At 58.2% G+C, this 15697-nt stretch carries 12 protein-coding genes; 1 reads left to right on the forward strand and 11 read right to left on the reverse strand.

Annotated features, from left to right (window positions below; translation table 11 throughout):
* Position 1 precedes the first annotated feature (1 nt).
* Entirely contained in the window at positions 2-1639 is a 1638-nt protein-coding gene (gene gpmI, locus EDC14_RS14310; protein ID WP_132014985.1) for a 2,3-bisphosphoglycerate-independent phosphoglycerate mutase, read from the forward strand.
* A gap of 281 nt (positions 1640-1920) precedes the next feature.
* Here gpmI and EDC14_RS14315 read toward each other — a convergent pair whose 3' ends face one another.
* From EDC14_RS14315 to mgrA, 11 genes are all read right to left on the reverse strand, one after another.
* Complete coding sequence (locus EDC14_RS14315; protein ID WP_132014986.1) at positions 1921-2367, reverse strand: LysE family translocator; 447 nt, start codon at positions 2365-2367, stop codon at positions 1921-1923.
* 330 nt (positions 2368-2697) lie between these two features.
* Positions 2698-3729 (reverse strand): ABC transporter substrate-binding protein, encoded by a 1032-nt coding sequence (locus EDC14_RS14320; RefSeq protein ID WP_243662936.1) that lies wholly within the window; start codon positions 3727-3729, stop codon positions 2698-2700.
* A 165-nt stretch (positions 3730-3894) separates the two neighbouring features.
* Positions 3895-4290, reverse strand: coding sequence for a response regulator transcription factor (locus tag EDC14_RS14325; protein ID WP_132014988.1), 396 nt, complete (start codon positions 4288-4290; stop codon positions 3895-3897).
* A gap of 87 nt (positions 4291-4377) precedes the next feature.
* Positions 4378-4971 (reverse strand): TetR/AcrR family transcriptional regulator, encoded by a 594-nt coding sequence (locus EDC14_RS14330; RefSeq protein WP_132014989.1) that lies wholly within the window; start codon positions 4969-4971, stop codon positions 4378-4380.
* Between the two features lie 39 nt (positions 4972-5010).
* Positions 5011-6774, reverse strand: coding sequence for a methyl-accepting chemotaxis protein (locus tag EDC14_RS14335; protein WP_132014990.1), 1764 nt, complete (start codon positions 6772-6774; stop codon positions 5011-5013).
* Positions 6775-7147: 373 nt separating this feature from the next.
* The gene (locus tag EDC14_RS14340) at positions 7148-7945 is read right to left on the reverse strand and encodes a response regulator transcription factor (RefSeq protein ID WP_132014991.1); all 798 of its coding nucleotides are present in this window, start codon (positions 7943-7945) and stop codon (positions 7148-7150) included.
* Positions 7938-9683: a cache domain-containing sensor histidine kinase gene (locus EDC14_RS14345; protein ID WP_165908025.1), complete on the reverse strand. Its 1746-nt coding sequence runs from the start codon at positions 9681-9683 to the stop codon at positions 7938-7940. The genes EDC14_RS14340 and EDC14_RS14345 overlap by 8 nt, the downstream gene beginning before the upstream one ends.
* A 188-nt stretch (positions 9684-9871) precedes the next feature.
* Positions 9872-11560: an ABC transporter permease gene (locus EDC14_RS14350; protein ID WP_132014993.1), complete on the reverse strand. Its 1689-nt coding sequence runs from the start codon at positions 11558-11560 to the stop codon at positions 9872-9874.
* Positions 11557-12642: an ABC transporter ATP-binding protein gene (locus EDC14_RS14355; protein ID WP_132015028.1), complete on the reverse strand. Its 1086-nt coding sequence runs from the start codon at positions 12640-12642 to the stop codon at positions 11557-11559. Before EDC14_RS14355 ends, EDC14_RS14350 begins: the two co-directional genes overlap by 4 nt.
* Positions 12643-13125: 483 nt before the next feature.
* Entirely contained in the window at positions 13126-14127 is a 1002-nt protein-coding gene (locus EDC14_RS14360; protein ID WP_243662937.1) for an ABC transporter substrate-binding protein, read from the reverse strand.
* A 307-nt stretch (positions 14128-14434) separates the two neighbouring features.
* Positions 14435-15427, reverse strand: coding sequence for an L-glyceraldehyde 3-phosphate reductase (gene mgrA / locus EDC14_RS14365; RefSeq protein WP_132014994.1), 993 nt, complete (start codon positions 15425-15427; stop codon positions 14435-14437).
* Positions 15428-15697 lie beyond the last annotated feature (270 nt).

The raw sequence follows: 15697 nt of genomic DNA on the forward strand, positions 1-15697 counted from the left end.
CATGCTGAAAAAATTCGCGAAGTTCAACGGTTTTAACGGCCCGGTGCTGACCATCGTGATGGATGGCGTCGGCTGTTCGGCCAACCCGGAAGGCAACGCCGTATCCCAAAGCTATACCCCGACCCTCGACCGCTTGCTGAAGGACTATCCCAACCTGCTGCTCACCGCCCACGGCACCGCCGTCGGACTCCCGACCGACGATGATATGGGCAACTCCGAGGTCGGACACAACGCGCTGGGCGCCGGACAAGTCTACAGCCAAGGCGCCAAACTGGTTTCCGAATCGATCGCCAGCGGCCAGCTTTTTGACCGTCCCGCCTGGAAGGAACTGACCGGCAACTGCGCAGCCAACGGCACCACGCTCCATCTGATCGGGCTCTTTTCCGACGGTAATGTCCACTCGCATATCGACCATTTGAAGGCGTTGATCGCCCGGGCCAAACAGGAAGGGGTCCGGCGGGTCCGGATCCACATTCTGCTTGACGGCAGAGACGTCGGAGAGACCTCGGCCCTGGAGTATGTCGATCCCTTCGAGGGGTATCTTTCCGAACTCCGTTCGGCCGATTTCGACGTCAGGATCGCCAGCGGCGGCGGACGGATGAAGATTACCATGGACCGCTACGGCGCCAACTGGGGAATGGTCGAGTTGGGCTGGCGCACCCATGTACTGGCCGAAGGGAAACAATTCCCCTCCGCCCATGAGGCCATCGTCGCCTACCGCGCGGAGGCCCGGGTCATCGACCAGGATCTACCGCCCTTTGTCATCGCCGAGAACGGCCAGCCGGTCGGACCCATCAACGACGGCGATAGCGTCATCTTCTTCAACTTCCGGGGCGACCGGGCCATCGAGATCAGCAAGGCTTTTGAAGACGACAACTTCCCCTATTTCGACCGGGTGCGCCGGCCCAAAGTGGTCTACGCCGGAATGCTGGAGTACGACGGTGACCTGCATATTCCCAAACGCTACCTGGTCAGCCCGCCGGAGATCCGCAACACCATGGGCGAGTATCTGGCCCGCACCGGCGTCAGCCAGCTGGCTATCTCCGAGACTCAAAAATTCGGCCACGTCACCTATTTCTGGAACGGCAACCGCAGCGGCAAGTTCGACGAACAGCTGGAGACCTACATCGAGATCACGTCGGACCAGATCCCCTTCGAGCAACGGCCCTGGATGAAAGGAGCCGAGATCACCGATCAGCTCATCGCGGAGCTGAAGACCGGCAAATACCGTTATGCCCGGGTCAATTTCCCCAACGGCGACATGGTCGGCCACACCGGCGACTATGAGGCGGCCCGCATCGCCGTGGAAACCGTCGACCTCTGCCTGGGCCGGATCCTGCTGGTCCTGGACGAACTGGGCGGAATGGCGATCATCACCGCCGACCACGGCAATGCCGATGAAATGTTCGAACTCGACAAAAAAGGCAAGCCGCTGACCGACAAGAGCGGCCGGATCAAGGCCAAGACCAGCCACACCCTGAATCCGGTGCCCTGTATCTTCTACGACAACCAACACCGCGGCGCCTATGAGATCGTCCCCGGCAAATACGGCCTGGCCAACCTGGCGGCCACCACCGCCAACCTGCTCGGCTACGAAGCGCCCGAGATGTGGGAGCAAGGAATCTTGCGATTTAAATAAGGGGAACGAGATTGAAACAAGCCGCCGGGACCCCGGCGGCTTCTTTATTTAGCTGAATTGAATAAACCTTCCCATCCCCGGATCACCAGTCACAGGGGAACCTGAACTCGATTAACAAGATTCAGGGATGAGTCTGATTTTGAAAAAATCAGGCCAATCCTTTCATCAAGCGAATCATGGTTCAAACATCGAGAAATTTCATTCCATAACCCGATACGCCCTCCTTGTCGCCGCAACAAGCGATGATTCCGGGGTCAAAACCGTTCTTCGCGCATTCACCACTACCCCTTCACCACTGACCAGATGATCCGCGCCGCGAAATACATCAGCACCGCGCCGAGGGTTCGGTCGAACCAATGCTTGGAGCGGTTGTAAAACTCCCGGAAGCCATCCAAGCTGTTTTTGGTCCCTGGCTCTCCGGCCGCCGCCTCGCTCCCGGCCGCGCCTTCACGGGCCGGCCGCGAACGCAGGGCATGCCAGCCGAGCCAGACCAGGTATCCGGCCCCGGCCAGCTGGATCAGGTGAAAGAGCGTCGGGTAATGTTGCAGGATGAAGGCAAAACCCAGAATGGTGTAACTGACGTGAATGACCAGCGCGCTGGCGATCCCGAGGGCCGTGGCACGTCCGGCGCTCCGGCCGTAGCCCAGGCTGTTCTTCATCACTACCACGAAATCGGGCCCCGGCGCGATGCCGGCCAGCAAACCCACGATGGAGACTTCCAGATACATCGATCTTCCTCCTTTTGGACCGGGGATAACCCCCGGCCGGACCGGGACTTCCGTCGCGCCCATAGCGGCAGGCCCTGTCCCGCGGCTTCCGGCGGACCGTCTAGAAATTCGCTTCATTGCGACCCGGATGCATATTACCGTTCATTATACAACAAAACGCGATCCCGTTCCAGAAGGTGGAATCGTCGTTACCATATGTTAACCCCGCTTCCTCCGGCTCACAAAAACCCCCGCCTTTGTGAGATGGCGGGGGTTTCATAGCCCGGCGGCCGCTTTTGGTCCGGGGCGATCGGGGCGGCTCCGTCGCTTCGCCCCGGGGGACGGGCCGGATTAGGGCCGGATCCTGGGCAATTTCTGCTCTTGCAACACCTGGTTCAATAGGGTCAGGTCGTAGATATGCCGGAGATCCGGGCGTTTCTTGCCCAGGAATCCCAGTTCGAAAGCGCTGTTGGCCGCGGCGATCAACGTCTTGGGCAGCGGATCGTAGGTCAGCTCAAACCGGGTGAAGGCCTGGCGGAGGATCTCTTCGGGCAGGGCCTGGCCGGTGATGTTTTTGAGCTCCTGATTCAACTCCCGCTGGGCCCGGAGCGGAGCGGCGTTGATCCGCTGGGTCAGCCGCACGTGGGCCCGGAGCCATTTTTTCACCAGATCCGGGTGTTCTTTTAAGAATTTGGCGCTGACAATGATATTGGCCGTCACAAATTTGCCTTTCGGCCAGATGCTTCGCTCATCGAGGAAGACGGTGCCGCCGGCCTCGCTCACCAGCCGGCTGACCCAGGGCTCCACCGTCCAGGCGCCGTCGATCTCTTTCTTCCGGAAGAGGGTCAGTTGATCCGGGTTGGCCACCGGGATCACCTCGACCGTGCCGCCTTTCTCCTTGAGTTTCAAGCGGTGTTTCAAAAGATAAAACCGGAGCGACACATCCTGGGTGTTGCCGAGCTGCGGCGAGGCCAGCCGTTTCCCGGTCAGTTCGGCCGGACGCTTGACGCCCAGATCGCTCCGGAGCACCAGCGCCGCGCCGCCGCTGGCGGCTCCGGCGATGATCCGGAGCAAGATGCCGTCCGTCTTCAGATAGCCGTTCACCGCCGGATTGGGTCCGATATAGGCGAGGTCCAGGTTGCCGGACATCATCGCTTCGATCACCGACGGGCCGGCGTTGAAGACATACTGCTCGATCACCGCCTCATCGCCCAGCGCCTTCTGGAACGTGCCGTCCGCCATGCCCAGCACCGCCTGGGCATGCGTAATATTGGGGAAATACCCGACCCGGAGCTTCGTCCCGCCCCCGGCGAAAGCCGACGCGCCCAAGCAGACGATGCCCAGCCACAGGAGACCCAGTAAAAAACCGCATCTTCGCTGCACTTGCCATTCCCTCCCGCTCAATTTTTTCTGTGAATATGGTATTCGGGAACCGGGCAAAAGGCACCGGCGCGGCGAAAAAACCGGGGCGGGAAGAAACGCGACGGGTTTTGAGAGGGATGGGAGCAGCTCCGCCGGTCCGGGCGGAGCTCTTTTTCCGATGAACCGTTATGGGGAGAAGCCGAGCCCGGCGAGGATTTGGGTCAACTTGGCGATGCCGACCGGCTTGGCCACATAACCGTCGCAGCCGATCTCCAATGCCTGGTGAACATGGCCGGTCTCGGCCAGGGCGGTGATCATCAGGACCTTCGCACGCTTCTCCGGCAGGATCCCTTGCTGGATCTCGAAATTCCGGATCGCCTTCAGGACTTTGACCCCATCCACCTTGGGCATCATGATGTCCAGACAGATCAGCCGGTACGGCCGGCTCTCCTCCATGGCCAGGGTGAACGCTTCCAGCGCCTCCATGCCGTCGACGACCTGATCGCAGTCGCCATAGGCGGCCATGAATTGGGCCAGAAACTTCCGGCCGGGGTAATCATCTTCCGCGATTAAGATCCGCATCGAACTTCCTCCTGAAGCGGGGGCCGCCAGCGGTTCGCCCTCCCAGATCCGGTCCGGGCGAAAACGCGCGGGGCGGCGCCGGCCAAATCAGCCTGCTTTGGGGGTGAAGCCGTCCAGGATCATCTCCACCCCGGACAAGACCCGCTCCTGCAGTGAAAAAGAATAATCGCTCAACCGCCATATCAAACAGGTGTAATGAAAAAAGCCGTTCACCACATCGGCCAGGCTTTCCGCGTCGATCTCCGCCCGGATCTCGCCCGCCCCTTGCGCCGCTGTCAACAGATCGCGGACAAAGCCGTTGCGGCTGGTCAGGATGGCATTGACCTTGGCGGCCAGTTCCGGATCGTGCCGTAGCACGTCGAAGGCTTGCAGGATGGCGGTGATCGCCGGATAGTTCTGATAATAGATGGCGAAGGCTTTGATGACGAAGCGCAACGCCTGCTTGGGCGGGAGCCGCATCAGCTCCGCCGATGCCGCGATATCGGCGTCGAATTGCGAGAAATAATCCAGCACCGCCACCAGCAGTTCGTTTTTGCTTTTGAAATGGCGAAAGAGCGTTCCTTCGGATACGCCCTGCCGTTTGGCGAGTTCACGGGTGGAGAGGGCTTGAATGCCCATCTCCCCGATGATCTCGACCGCCGTGATGATCAAGGTTTCGCGCCGGGGCAATAAAGACGTCATGCTCGCCTCAATGGGAAAAGATTCGCATTTTGTCTAATTTTAGAATGGAATCTCGCCATTGTCAATATTCTTGCTCGCAGCGGCCGCCACACCATACTTGCCGAATCCGGCCGGAGCTGCGGCTGGGAGGTTTTCGGGCGCGGCTTTCCCGTTCCCGGCCGGGGCCGCCGGGCGCTCCGCGGCGTTTTGTTGTTGGTGCATCTTCTCCAGCATCTCCAGGAGTTCGGGCCGGATCTCCTCCAGTCCGGAACGGCGATTCCGCTGCAAGGTGAATTTGCCCACCTGTTCGCGCAAGAGATTGGCCTGGCCGGAGAGCTCCTCGCTGGAAGCCGCGGTCTCCTCGGAGGTCGCCGAGTTGGTCTGAACCACCTGGGATACTTGCATCACTCCCTGATTGACCTGGGCGATGCCGGTGGCCTGTTCCCGGCAGGCGATGGCGATCTCGCCGACCAGGCGCGTTACCTTGCCGACATCGGCCACGATCCGGTCCAGGGCCTCAGCGGTGTTGTTGGCAATCTTGGTGCCGCCCTCGACTTTTTTGATGGTCCCCTCGATCAGCGCGGTCGTCTCCTTGGCGGCATCGGCCGAACGGGCCGCCAGATTGCGCACTTCCTCCGCCACCACCGCGAAGCCTTTCCCCTGCTGGCCGGCGCGGGCCGCCTCCACCGCGGCATTCAGCGCCAGGATGTTGGTTTGGAAGGCGATCTCGTCAATCACCTTGATGATCTTGGAGATGTTGCCGGAGGCCTCGTTGATCTCCTCCATCGCCCGGAGCATCCCGTTCATCTGTTCGTTGCCCTGGGACGCATTGACTTGAGCGGTTTCCGCCAGCTCGTTGGCTTGGCCGGCATTCTCCGCATTCTGCCGGGTCTGGGAGGAGATCTCCTCGATCACCGCGGAGAGTTCCTCGATGGTGCTGGCCTGTTCGGTCGCGCCCTGGGACAGCGCCATGCTGGAATCGGAGACCTGCTTGGCGCCGGCGGCGACCTGTTCGGCGGCGGCATTGATGTTCGTCATGACCTCGTTAATGTTGCCGGCCATGGTCCGGAAGGCCTCCGCCAGCACGCCGATCTCGTCCCGGGATGACACCGCGACCCGCACATTCAGATCGCCCCGGGCGATCTGCTGGGCCCCTTCCATCAGGCCGCTCACGGGTTTGCTGATGATCCGGGCGATCCAAAGTCCCAAGCCGATCGCAAGAATTATCCCCAGTGCGATGAAGAGAATCATCGTCCACTGGGCGCGGCTGGCGACTACTTCATTCTGGCGCGACTTGGCCACCGCCAGCGCCACTTTCATCTCGCCCAGCTTCTCCAGGGACTGGTCGATGGCCACTGCCAGCGGCGTGGCGTCCCTTAAGGTGGCGAGCGCCTCGTCTTCGCGATTGGAGACTGCCAGCTCGATGATTTTCTCCTGAATCGGCGCGAATTTGGCGTGCGCCTCGCGAAAACGGGCAATCTCCCGGCTGCCTTTTTCGGTCCGGAGCGTCTTTTCGAAATCACTCAGGGCCGCGGTCAGCTGTTGGTCCGCTTCTTTAATGGAATCAACATACGCAGTCCGGTCCTTCCGGCCCCGCTCGACGAGGAGATCCCGCAAATTGACCCGGATCCTTTGATAGGCGACCCGGGCGTTCCCGATCTGTTCCAAAGGAAGCGTATTCAGCTGATACATCTCGGTGCCCGCGTCGCGGATGGCATTCATGTTCAGAATGCCGGTTACTCCGACGACCCCGGCGATCAGCGCGACCAAGACGAATGCGGACAACAGCTTGGTTCCGATCTTCAGATTATGAAACCATTTCATCGTATCGATTCCTCCTTGAATCCTATTCCGGCGTAAATCTGATCTCCAAGCAAGCATTCGCGGCCGTTTCCAGTCATGGAAGATCCGGAACGATCGATAGGGAATTCTTAAAAGCAGGCGTCGTTTTTCCCAATTTTTCCACGAAGCGGAGCGATCGCTCACTTATCTGATTTTATTGTAAGCCAAATTCTGCTATTGTCAATATTTTTCGTAAACTTGAAGGCGGAAATCTGCACGAAAGGATGCTTCAAAGAAGAATTTGGATTGGAGCTGGATTTTCTAAAAGAGAGGCTACGGTATAACGAAAAAGGCGGGAGGAAGAGCGGTTGTTGCCGCGACGAAGCGGGGCCGGGATTCGGGCAATCCGGCGAGGTCAGTTCTTATTCAGTCCCTCTTTGAATTCGGAAGGATTGATCCCCACGTACCGCTTGAAGATGGCGCTGAAATAGCGGTAATCCTGATATCCCACCAGGCCGGCGATCTCGTAAATCTTGACGGTCTTATTCTTTAACAGCTCAATCGCTTTTTTTATCCGGAAGTAGGTCAAATACTCGATGAAGGTATAATGGGTCTCGGCCTTGAAGATGCGGAAGAGATAGCTCTTGCTGATCTGCAGGTGCTCGGCAACCGCGGCGATATTGATGTTCTGCTGGTAACGGCCTTTAATATAATCGATGGCTGCCCGGACGTAATATTCCTTGCTGTCGACCTCGTCGTGGAGCAGGTACTCTTTGAAGAGCATCACCCGGCTTTCCTGGATCGAATCCAGGCCGTCCTGGAGCTTCTGGAGATTCTTTTGCTTGCGGACCTCCTGGACCACCCGGCGGATCACCTGATGCAATTTTTCGGGATGGATCGGCTTGAGCAAGTAATCCTTGACCCCCAGGCTCACCGCCTGTTGGGCGTATTCGAACTCGCTGTAGCCGGAGATGATGATGAATTCGGCCCGGGAGATCTTGCGCAGGCGTTCGATCATCCGCAGTCCGTTCAGGCCGGGCATCCGGATATCGGTGATGACGATGTCCGGCTGCGACTGTTTGACCAGGCGCAGCCCTGCCACGCCGTTGACCGCCTCGCCGATCACCTCGCAGCCCAGCTCCTCCCAGGGCGTGGTCAGGATCAGTCCCTTGCGCACCAGATTTTCATCTTCGATGACCACTACTTTAAGCATAGTCTTTCTCTCCTTGAGCCACTGCGGGCAGCCGCAAAATGATCTGAGTGCCCCGGCCTCGCCGGCTCCGAATGGTCAGGCCGTATTCATTGCCGTAATAGAGCTTGATGCGGCGGTTGACATTGGGGATCCCGATGCTGCTGGAAGCCTGATCGCCCTCGTTCTCCATCTCCCGGTTCAAGGCCGCCAATTGTTTCTTGGAGATGCCGACGCCGTTGTCGCTGATCTCGAAGACCAGCTCCGCTCCTTCCTGGTAGCCGCGCACCGTCAAGACCCCCTGGCCCACTTTGCTCTCCAGGCCGTGGATGATGGCGTTCTCCACCAGCGGCTGCAGGATCAGTTTTGGGATCTGGCACTGCTGAATGGCGGGATCGACCTCGATTGCGGCGGTAAATTTATCGCTGTAGCGAATCTTCTGAATCCGCAGATAGCTTTGGATAGTCTCCAGACTCTCGGCCACCGTGGAGAAGTCATTGCCATTGCTGATGCTGTTCCGGAGCAACTGCCCCAGCTCGGTGACGATCACCGAGATCTCGGTGACATGGTTCAACTGGGCCAGCCAATTCACGGAGTCCAGGGTATTGTAGAGAAAATGAGGGTTGATCTGGGCCTTCAGCGCCTTGATCTCCGAGTTGCGGACCCGGCGCTGTTTCTCGATGACCTTGTCGAGCAGATCTTTGATCCGTTCCACCATGCTGTTAAAACTGTTTCCGAGCACGCCCAGTTCGTCGCCGCGCCGGAAATCGACCCGGGCGGCCAGATCGCCCTTCTCCACCCGTTTCATGCACGCGACCAGCTCCCGGACCGGCCGGGAGATGCTGCGGGCGATCAACAGGGCCATCGCCAGGCAGATGAGCAGGCTCGCCAGAGCGCCGGAGAGAATGATCCAGCGGATCAGCCGCCGGTTGGCGAAGACGATCTCCGGCGAAAGCACGCCCACCGTGACCAGGCCGGTCCGGGGCGAGGTATCGAAGACCAGCAGCCGTTCCCGTTCTTTCCGGGATGGCGGCAGCACTCCCGAAGCTTTGGCCCGAATGACCGCTTGCTGGTTGGAGCGGAAGAAGGTTCCCTCGCGGCTGGCTTCGGCGAAATCGGCGATGATGTAGAAATTCTGATCCAAAATGACCAGGTCCAGATTGAGATTGGTACTGATCCGGCTGCGGATCGCCAGGATCTGTTTCTTGGACACCTCAAAGATGAGGTAGCCAATGATCTGGCCCCTGGCTTCCAGAATCGCCTTGGCCAGGCTATAGACGACTGTCTCGCCTTTGGAGTTGAGGTAGTGATGGCCGTAAATGACCGGCTCCTGTTTGGCGGCGTGGACGGCGCGAAAGATGCCCCAGTTTTGATAGACCGTCGGATTATAAATGGCCGGCGGGGTGTTTTTGGCAAAAACCGCCCGACCCTGCGCGCTCAGAACGAAGATGCCGATGTTATGGCGGACTCCGAGGGAGGAGAGCCGCTGGTAAAGGGATTGGTAGTCGGAGAGCGAATCCTGGAGCACCGCCGAGCGGACGGCCGGATCCCGGCTGAGACTGTCGATGAGCGCTCCCAACTCTTCATTGAGGTCGTCGATGCGCTGGCTGATCTGGACGATGCTCTCATAAGCCTGGCGGCTGGCGTCGCCGGTCAGGATCTCGGTCAACAGGCCATAGGCGATCACCCCGGTGACGACGAGCGGCACGATAATGATCGCCGTAAAGGAGAGTAACAACTTATAGAAGTAATTCAGCTTCAAAAGCGCATCCTCTGCTTCATAGGAATTTGGTCGCCGCCGGCGGGCGTTTCGCCCCTCCACCCTATTGTACCGCAAGAACGCCAATGAAGACCATAGTCTAATTTTGGGCCGCCGTCGCTCCGGGACGGCGCGGCCGGAATCCCGTCCCAGCCGCGACATCACAGAAACCGCAGTCTACGTTGCCAGTTTTATAGCGAGATCTCTTTCCCGCCGGAAAAACGGTAAAATATCAAGAGGGAGATGATGGTCGTGAAGGTCAGGATCGAGGCCAGCGCGGCCGCGGTTCCGAAACTGTTCCGCACGACCTCGGTATAGATCGCCACGGAAATGGTGGCGGTCCTGCCGGTATACAGCATCACGCTCGAGCTCAGTTCATTGATGGTCGTCACCCAGCTCAGGATGGCTCCGGAGAAGACGCCGGGCGCCATCAGCCGGGCGGTGGTTTTGAAGAAAGTCTTCATCGGCGAGACGCCCAGATTGATCGAGGCCTCCTCGATGCTGGGATCGATCTGATACAGGATGGCGGCGCTGGAACGGATGGTGTAAGGCAATTTCCGGATCACATAGGCCACCACCATGATCATCCAGGTGCCGCTCAATAACAGCGGCGGTTTGTTGAAGGCGACCAACAGGGTGATACCGAGCACCGCTCCGGGCACCACGTATGGAAACATGATCAGGATATCCAGCAAGTTGGTGGCCTTGGACTTGCGGCGGACGATCACGTACGCCAGGAGCAAGCCGCCCAAAACCATGATGATGATGGCGATCGTTGCGTAGGCATAGGTATTGGCGATATTGCGCGAGAGCTTATACATGATGGTGGTATAGCTCTCCAGGCTGAATCCGGGCACGAAGATCGGCCCGTTGGTCTTCAAGAAGGAGGTGACGACCACCACGATCTGAGGCAACACCGCCACCAGCGAAAATGCGAAACAGCAGGCGGTCAAAAGGAGCCGGGGTCCGGCGGATAACGCCTTCACCTCGGGCGGCCGCAGCGCGCTCATGGTGTAATTCTTCCGGCCGACCACCCATTTTTGCAGCAGCAACACTGCCGTGGCGCAGAGAATGATCAGTACGCTCAAGGTGCTGGCCACCGCGGCGTTGCCGCCGATCTCGCTCATGTATTCCTCATAGACCAGCACCGGCAAGACCTTGAAACCTTCGCCGATCAGCATCGGCGTTCCGAAATCCGCCAAGGAACTCATGAAAACCATCAGCGCCGCGGAGAGGATCGTCGGCAGGATCAGCGGGAAGGTGATGGTCAGCAGCCGTTTCCAACTGGGCATCCCCAGGTTGGCGGCGGCCTCCTCCAGCGAACGGTCGATGCTGCCGAGCGCGCCCGAGACATACAGGTAGACGAAAGGAGTGAATTTCAGGGTAAAAACCAGGACAATGCCGAGCCAGCCATAGATCGACGGCAGCTCGATCCCGAAGGTCTGAACCCATTTGGTGATCAGTCCGCTCCGACCCAGCAGCAAGATCCAGGAATAGGCCCCGATGAACGGCGGCGAGAGCAAGGACATGATGATCAGGAGATTGATCAGTTTTTTGCCCCAGACATTAAACCGCGCAGTGATATAAGCCAGGGGCAGGCCCACCAGGCTGGCCAGGATCGTGGCGGTCACACAGACCGACAGGCTGTTGAACAGCGTCCGGTAATAATAAGGGAGCCGGAAGAAATCGATATAGTGCTCGAACGAGAGCTTCCCCGACTCGGTCATGAAACTCCGCAAAACCGTCGAGGAGAAGGGAAAGACCAGGAACAAAGCCAATGTCACAAAGGCGATCCCGATGACCACGGTCCAAAAATCGAGCTTGCGACCCCGGCAAAACCGTTGCCAGGAGTTCGCGGTGACCGGTTGGTTGACGCTCATGCCGAGGCCTCCTTCACGGTTCCCTCAAACAAATGAATCTTGGCGGGCTGGAAGCGCACGGCCACTTTTTCGCCGGCCTCCCGCACCCGCAACGTTTCCTTGGCAAACTCGTTGACCTCGATGCTCTGGCCGTTGTCCAAGGCGACTTCATAATTGATATAATCGCCCAAGAAGGTCGCAAGAATGATCTCGCCGTTCAACTCGTCCGCGGCCGGTTCTCCGAGCTCCAGTGCTTCCGGCCGGACTGACACCACCGCTTCTTTGCCCACAGGCCGCTTGAGCGGCAACACCAGTTTTTTCTTCCCGGCGATCAGCACTTCGGCACCCTGCGCCGAGTCTTGCCGGAGGAGCGTCGCCGCTAAGAAATTGGAGGTGCCGATGAATCCGGCCACAAACGCATTGGCCGGTTGTTCGTAGATCTGCTGCGGCCCGTCCAGTTGTTCGATCCGGCCGTTGCGCATGACGGCGATCCGGTCGGAGATGGCCAGGGCCTCCTCCTGATCATGCGTCACGTAAATGGTGGTGATGTTCAGGCTCCGTTGCAGTTTCTTGATGACCGAACGCATCTGGATCCGCAGTTTGGCGTCCAGGTTGCTCAGGGGTTCGTCCATCAGCAGGATGCCGGGGTGGATGACCACCGCCCGGGCCAGCGCGACCCGTTGCTGTTGCCCGCCGGAGAGCTGCGCCGGCTGGCGGTCGCGGAAATTCCCGATCTGCACCAGATCCAGGGCTTCCTCCACCCGTTTGGCGATTTCGGCCGAACCCAGTTTGCGGGCTTTGAGCCCATAAGCGACATTCTCAAAGACCGACATGTGGGGGAAGATGGCGTAGTTTTGAAAGACCATCCCGATATTCCGTTTATGGGCCGGGATATCGTTGATGACCGTCTGGTCGAAGGAGATCTCCCCTTCATCGATGGAATTGAACCCGGCGATCATCCGCAGCAGCGTGGTTTTGCCACATCCGGAGGGCCCCAGCAGCGTGAATAATTCGCCCTTCTTAATTCCCACCGAAACACCGTCGACCGCCTTGAATTGTCCGTATTTTTTCACCACGCGGGCGATGTTCACGTCATAACTCAATTGCAACACTCCTACCACTCCGGCGGTTCAATCCACCGGATGCATATTTTCAAAATGCCGGAAATTGCTTGACCGGTTTTAGAAGCCATGTGATAAAGTCTCTTTTTAGTTCGACTCGACTTGTCAACAGATTTAAAGCGACTTTATCACTTGCTTCTCTGAGCTTTTGTGAACGCCCCGACCTTCGGACGGGGTTTATCACAACGCTTTTCGAAGCCATGTGATAAAGTCCTCAAATTCGGAAATCACTCTTTCAAAGGATAAAAAATCGACTTTATCACTTGCTTCTCTGAGCTTTTGTGTTCACCCTGGCCTTCGGACAGGGTTTACCACAACGCTTTTAGCTTGCATCAAAAACCGCAGATACCGGATGAGGACATTTTTTCAAAAAATGTCCTCATCGTTTGTCTTCATGTTGGTTTATATGCAACGACATGAATCCTTAGGGTATATGATTCAAATCATGTCGTTGCATATGGGAACTTACTTGCCGATAACGATGTCTTTCCACTTGGCCAATACTTCGGCCTTCTTTTCGGAAGCGTAGGCAAAGTCGTACTTGACCAGCTTGATCTCTTTCATATTGATTAAGCCCTCGGGAGCGGGAATATCATTGCGGATCGAACGCCGGCCCAAGGTCTTGGTGACGATGGTCTGGACATCGGTGCTGACGATGAAGTCCATGAATTTCTTGGCGGCATCGAGGTTCTTGGCGCCTTTGATGATCGCCGCGCCATCGGGAACGGCCGAGGTTCCTTCCTTCGGATAGACGATTCCCACATCGGCGCCGGCCTTGATGTAATTGGCCGCCGCTTCTTCAAAGGTGAGGCCCAGGCTGTACTCGCCGTCGGCCACTCCCTTGTAAACCGAGGTCGAGCTGGATAAGATCTTGCCGTCCAGATTTTTGATGAGTTTGCCGATAAAGGCCCAGCCTTTGCCGTTATCCTTTCCGAAAGCGGAGAGGATCGTCACCACCGTGGTATAGGAGGAACCGGATTTGGCAGGATCGGCGCAGGCGATTTTGCCTTTGAATTTCGGTTGAATCAGATCGGCCCAACCTTTGGGAACATCCTCGGTCTTCACTAACTTCTTGTTGTACATGATGACCATGGGCAGCCCGGTAAAGCCGGTCCATAAATGCTTCTTTTCCTTGTTGTTCTTGGGAATGAACTTGTCGGAGCTGGTCTTGTAGGGATGGAAATAGGTCTTGAAAGCGTCCAAGGACTCGGCGCCGCCGCCCCAGACTACATCGCCCAAGGGATTTCCGCTCTCGGCCTGAACCCTTTTGAGCAGTTCGCCGGTGCCGGCCGCGACCACGTCAACGGTGATGCCGGTCCGTTCTTGAAACTCTTTCACAATCGGGTTGATCAAGTCGGCCGGATGGGACGAATAGACCGTCAACGATTTGCCGGCCCCCATGCCGTACCCGCTGAACAGGCCGATGCACAATACGCTGATCAACAACAGAATACTCCACTTTTTCACAACTACCCCTCCTAAAAAATATATTTTCACGAATCACTTTAAATGTAAGGCCATCCGGGTCCGATTACAATCCGACATTCCACTACTTTAGTGGAGAATAATACACTACCCGGAACTTCCCATTCCCAGCATAGCATCCCGGCGCCGTTTCATCCGCACCAACCTTTTCCCAGCGGCCTGGTGCAGAATGCCCGCGCATCAGAAAAGGGAGGCCGTGATGTTCCATCACGCCTCCCCCAGTATTCAAAAACGCGCCGTTTTCATCCGCCCGGGGCGTTTCGTCGCCGCGGCCGGGAACTCCCCGCGGTTACGATTGCAGAATACCCTCGACCGCCGCCAACTCGTCGGCGCTGAAATCGAGCCGCGCGATGGTTCGCACGCAATCCTCAATCTGGCTGACCTTGCTGGCGCCGATCAATACGGAGGTCACCCGGCCGCCCCGCAACACCCAGGCCAGGGCCATCTGGGCCAGGCTCTGGCCGCGGCTGGCCGCCAGTTCGTTCAGGCGGCGGACCTTGGCCACCTTCTCCGTAGTGATGTCCTCCGGCTTCAAAAAGACGCTGGAACCGGCGGCCCGCGAATCGGCGGGGATGCCGTTCAGATAGCGGTCCGTCAGCAAACCCTTGGCCAACGGCGAAAAGGCGATGCTGCCCACCCCTTCTTCGGCCAGAAGATCCAGCAGTCCCTCCTCGACCCAGCGGTTGAACATGGAATAGGACGGCTGGTGAATCAGGCAGGGGGTTCCCAGTTCGCGCAGGATGCGGATGGCTTGCCGCGCTTCCGCCGGCTTGTAGTTGGAGATCCCGGCGTACAGCGCCTTGCCCTGCCGGACCGCCTGATCCAGGGCGGACATGGTCTCTTCCAGCGGCGTCTCCGGATCGGGCCGGTGCGAATAGAAAATATCCACATACTCCAGGCCCAGGCGTTTCAAGCTCTGATCCAGGCTGGCCAGGAGATATTTGCGGGAACCCCAGTCGCCGTAAGGACCGGGCCACATCAGGTAACCGGCCTTGGTGGAGATGATCAGCTCATCCCGGTAACCGTGGAGATCGGTCCTCAGAATCCGGCCGAAATTCTCTTCGGCCGAGCCGGGCGGCGGTCCGTAATTATTGGCCAGGTCGAAATGGGTGATCCCCAGATCGAAGGCCCGCCGGACCATCGCCCGGCTGTTCTCATAGAGCGTGACCCCGCCGAAATTATGCCAGAGGCCCAGGGAGATCGCGGGGAGTTTCAGGCCGCTCCGGCCGCAGCGGTTGTATTTCATCGTGCCGTACCGTTCGGGATTGGCGGAATAGTCCATTCATAACCCTCCTTCGTTTCGGTGAACCTTCTTCCGGATCATTCGCCGCCGCGGCCCGAATTCCTAGCGGAAATTCTCGCGGGGTTGGGGGGCGGCTTCCCGAACCCTGCAAAATATGTCTTTGCCAAAAACCCTTCGGGATTTGCCAATTTTCGCTTAACGATGCAGATCTTGCTTTGCCAGATCTGGCCGGCATGATACAATCAGAGTGATGTAATATCAAGTGTTATATTCCTTCATGTTCCCATCATGGCCGGCTTTAGGGACATG

It is taken from the genome of Hydrogenispora ethanolica (assembly GCF_004340685.1).
Taxonomy (GTDB): Bacteria; Bacillota; UBA4882; order UBA8346; family UBA8346; genus Hydrogenispora; species Hydrogenispora ethanolica.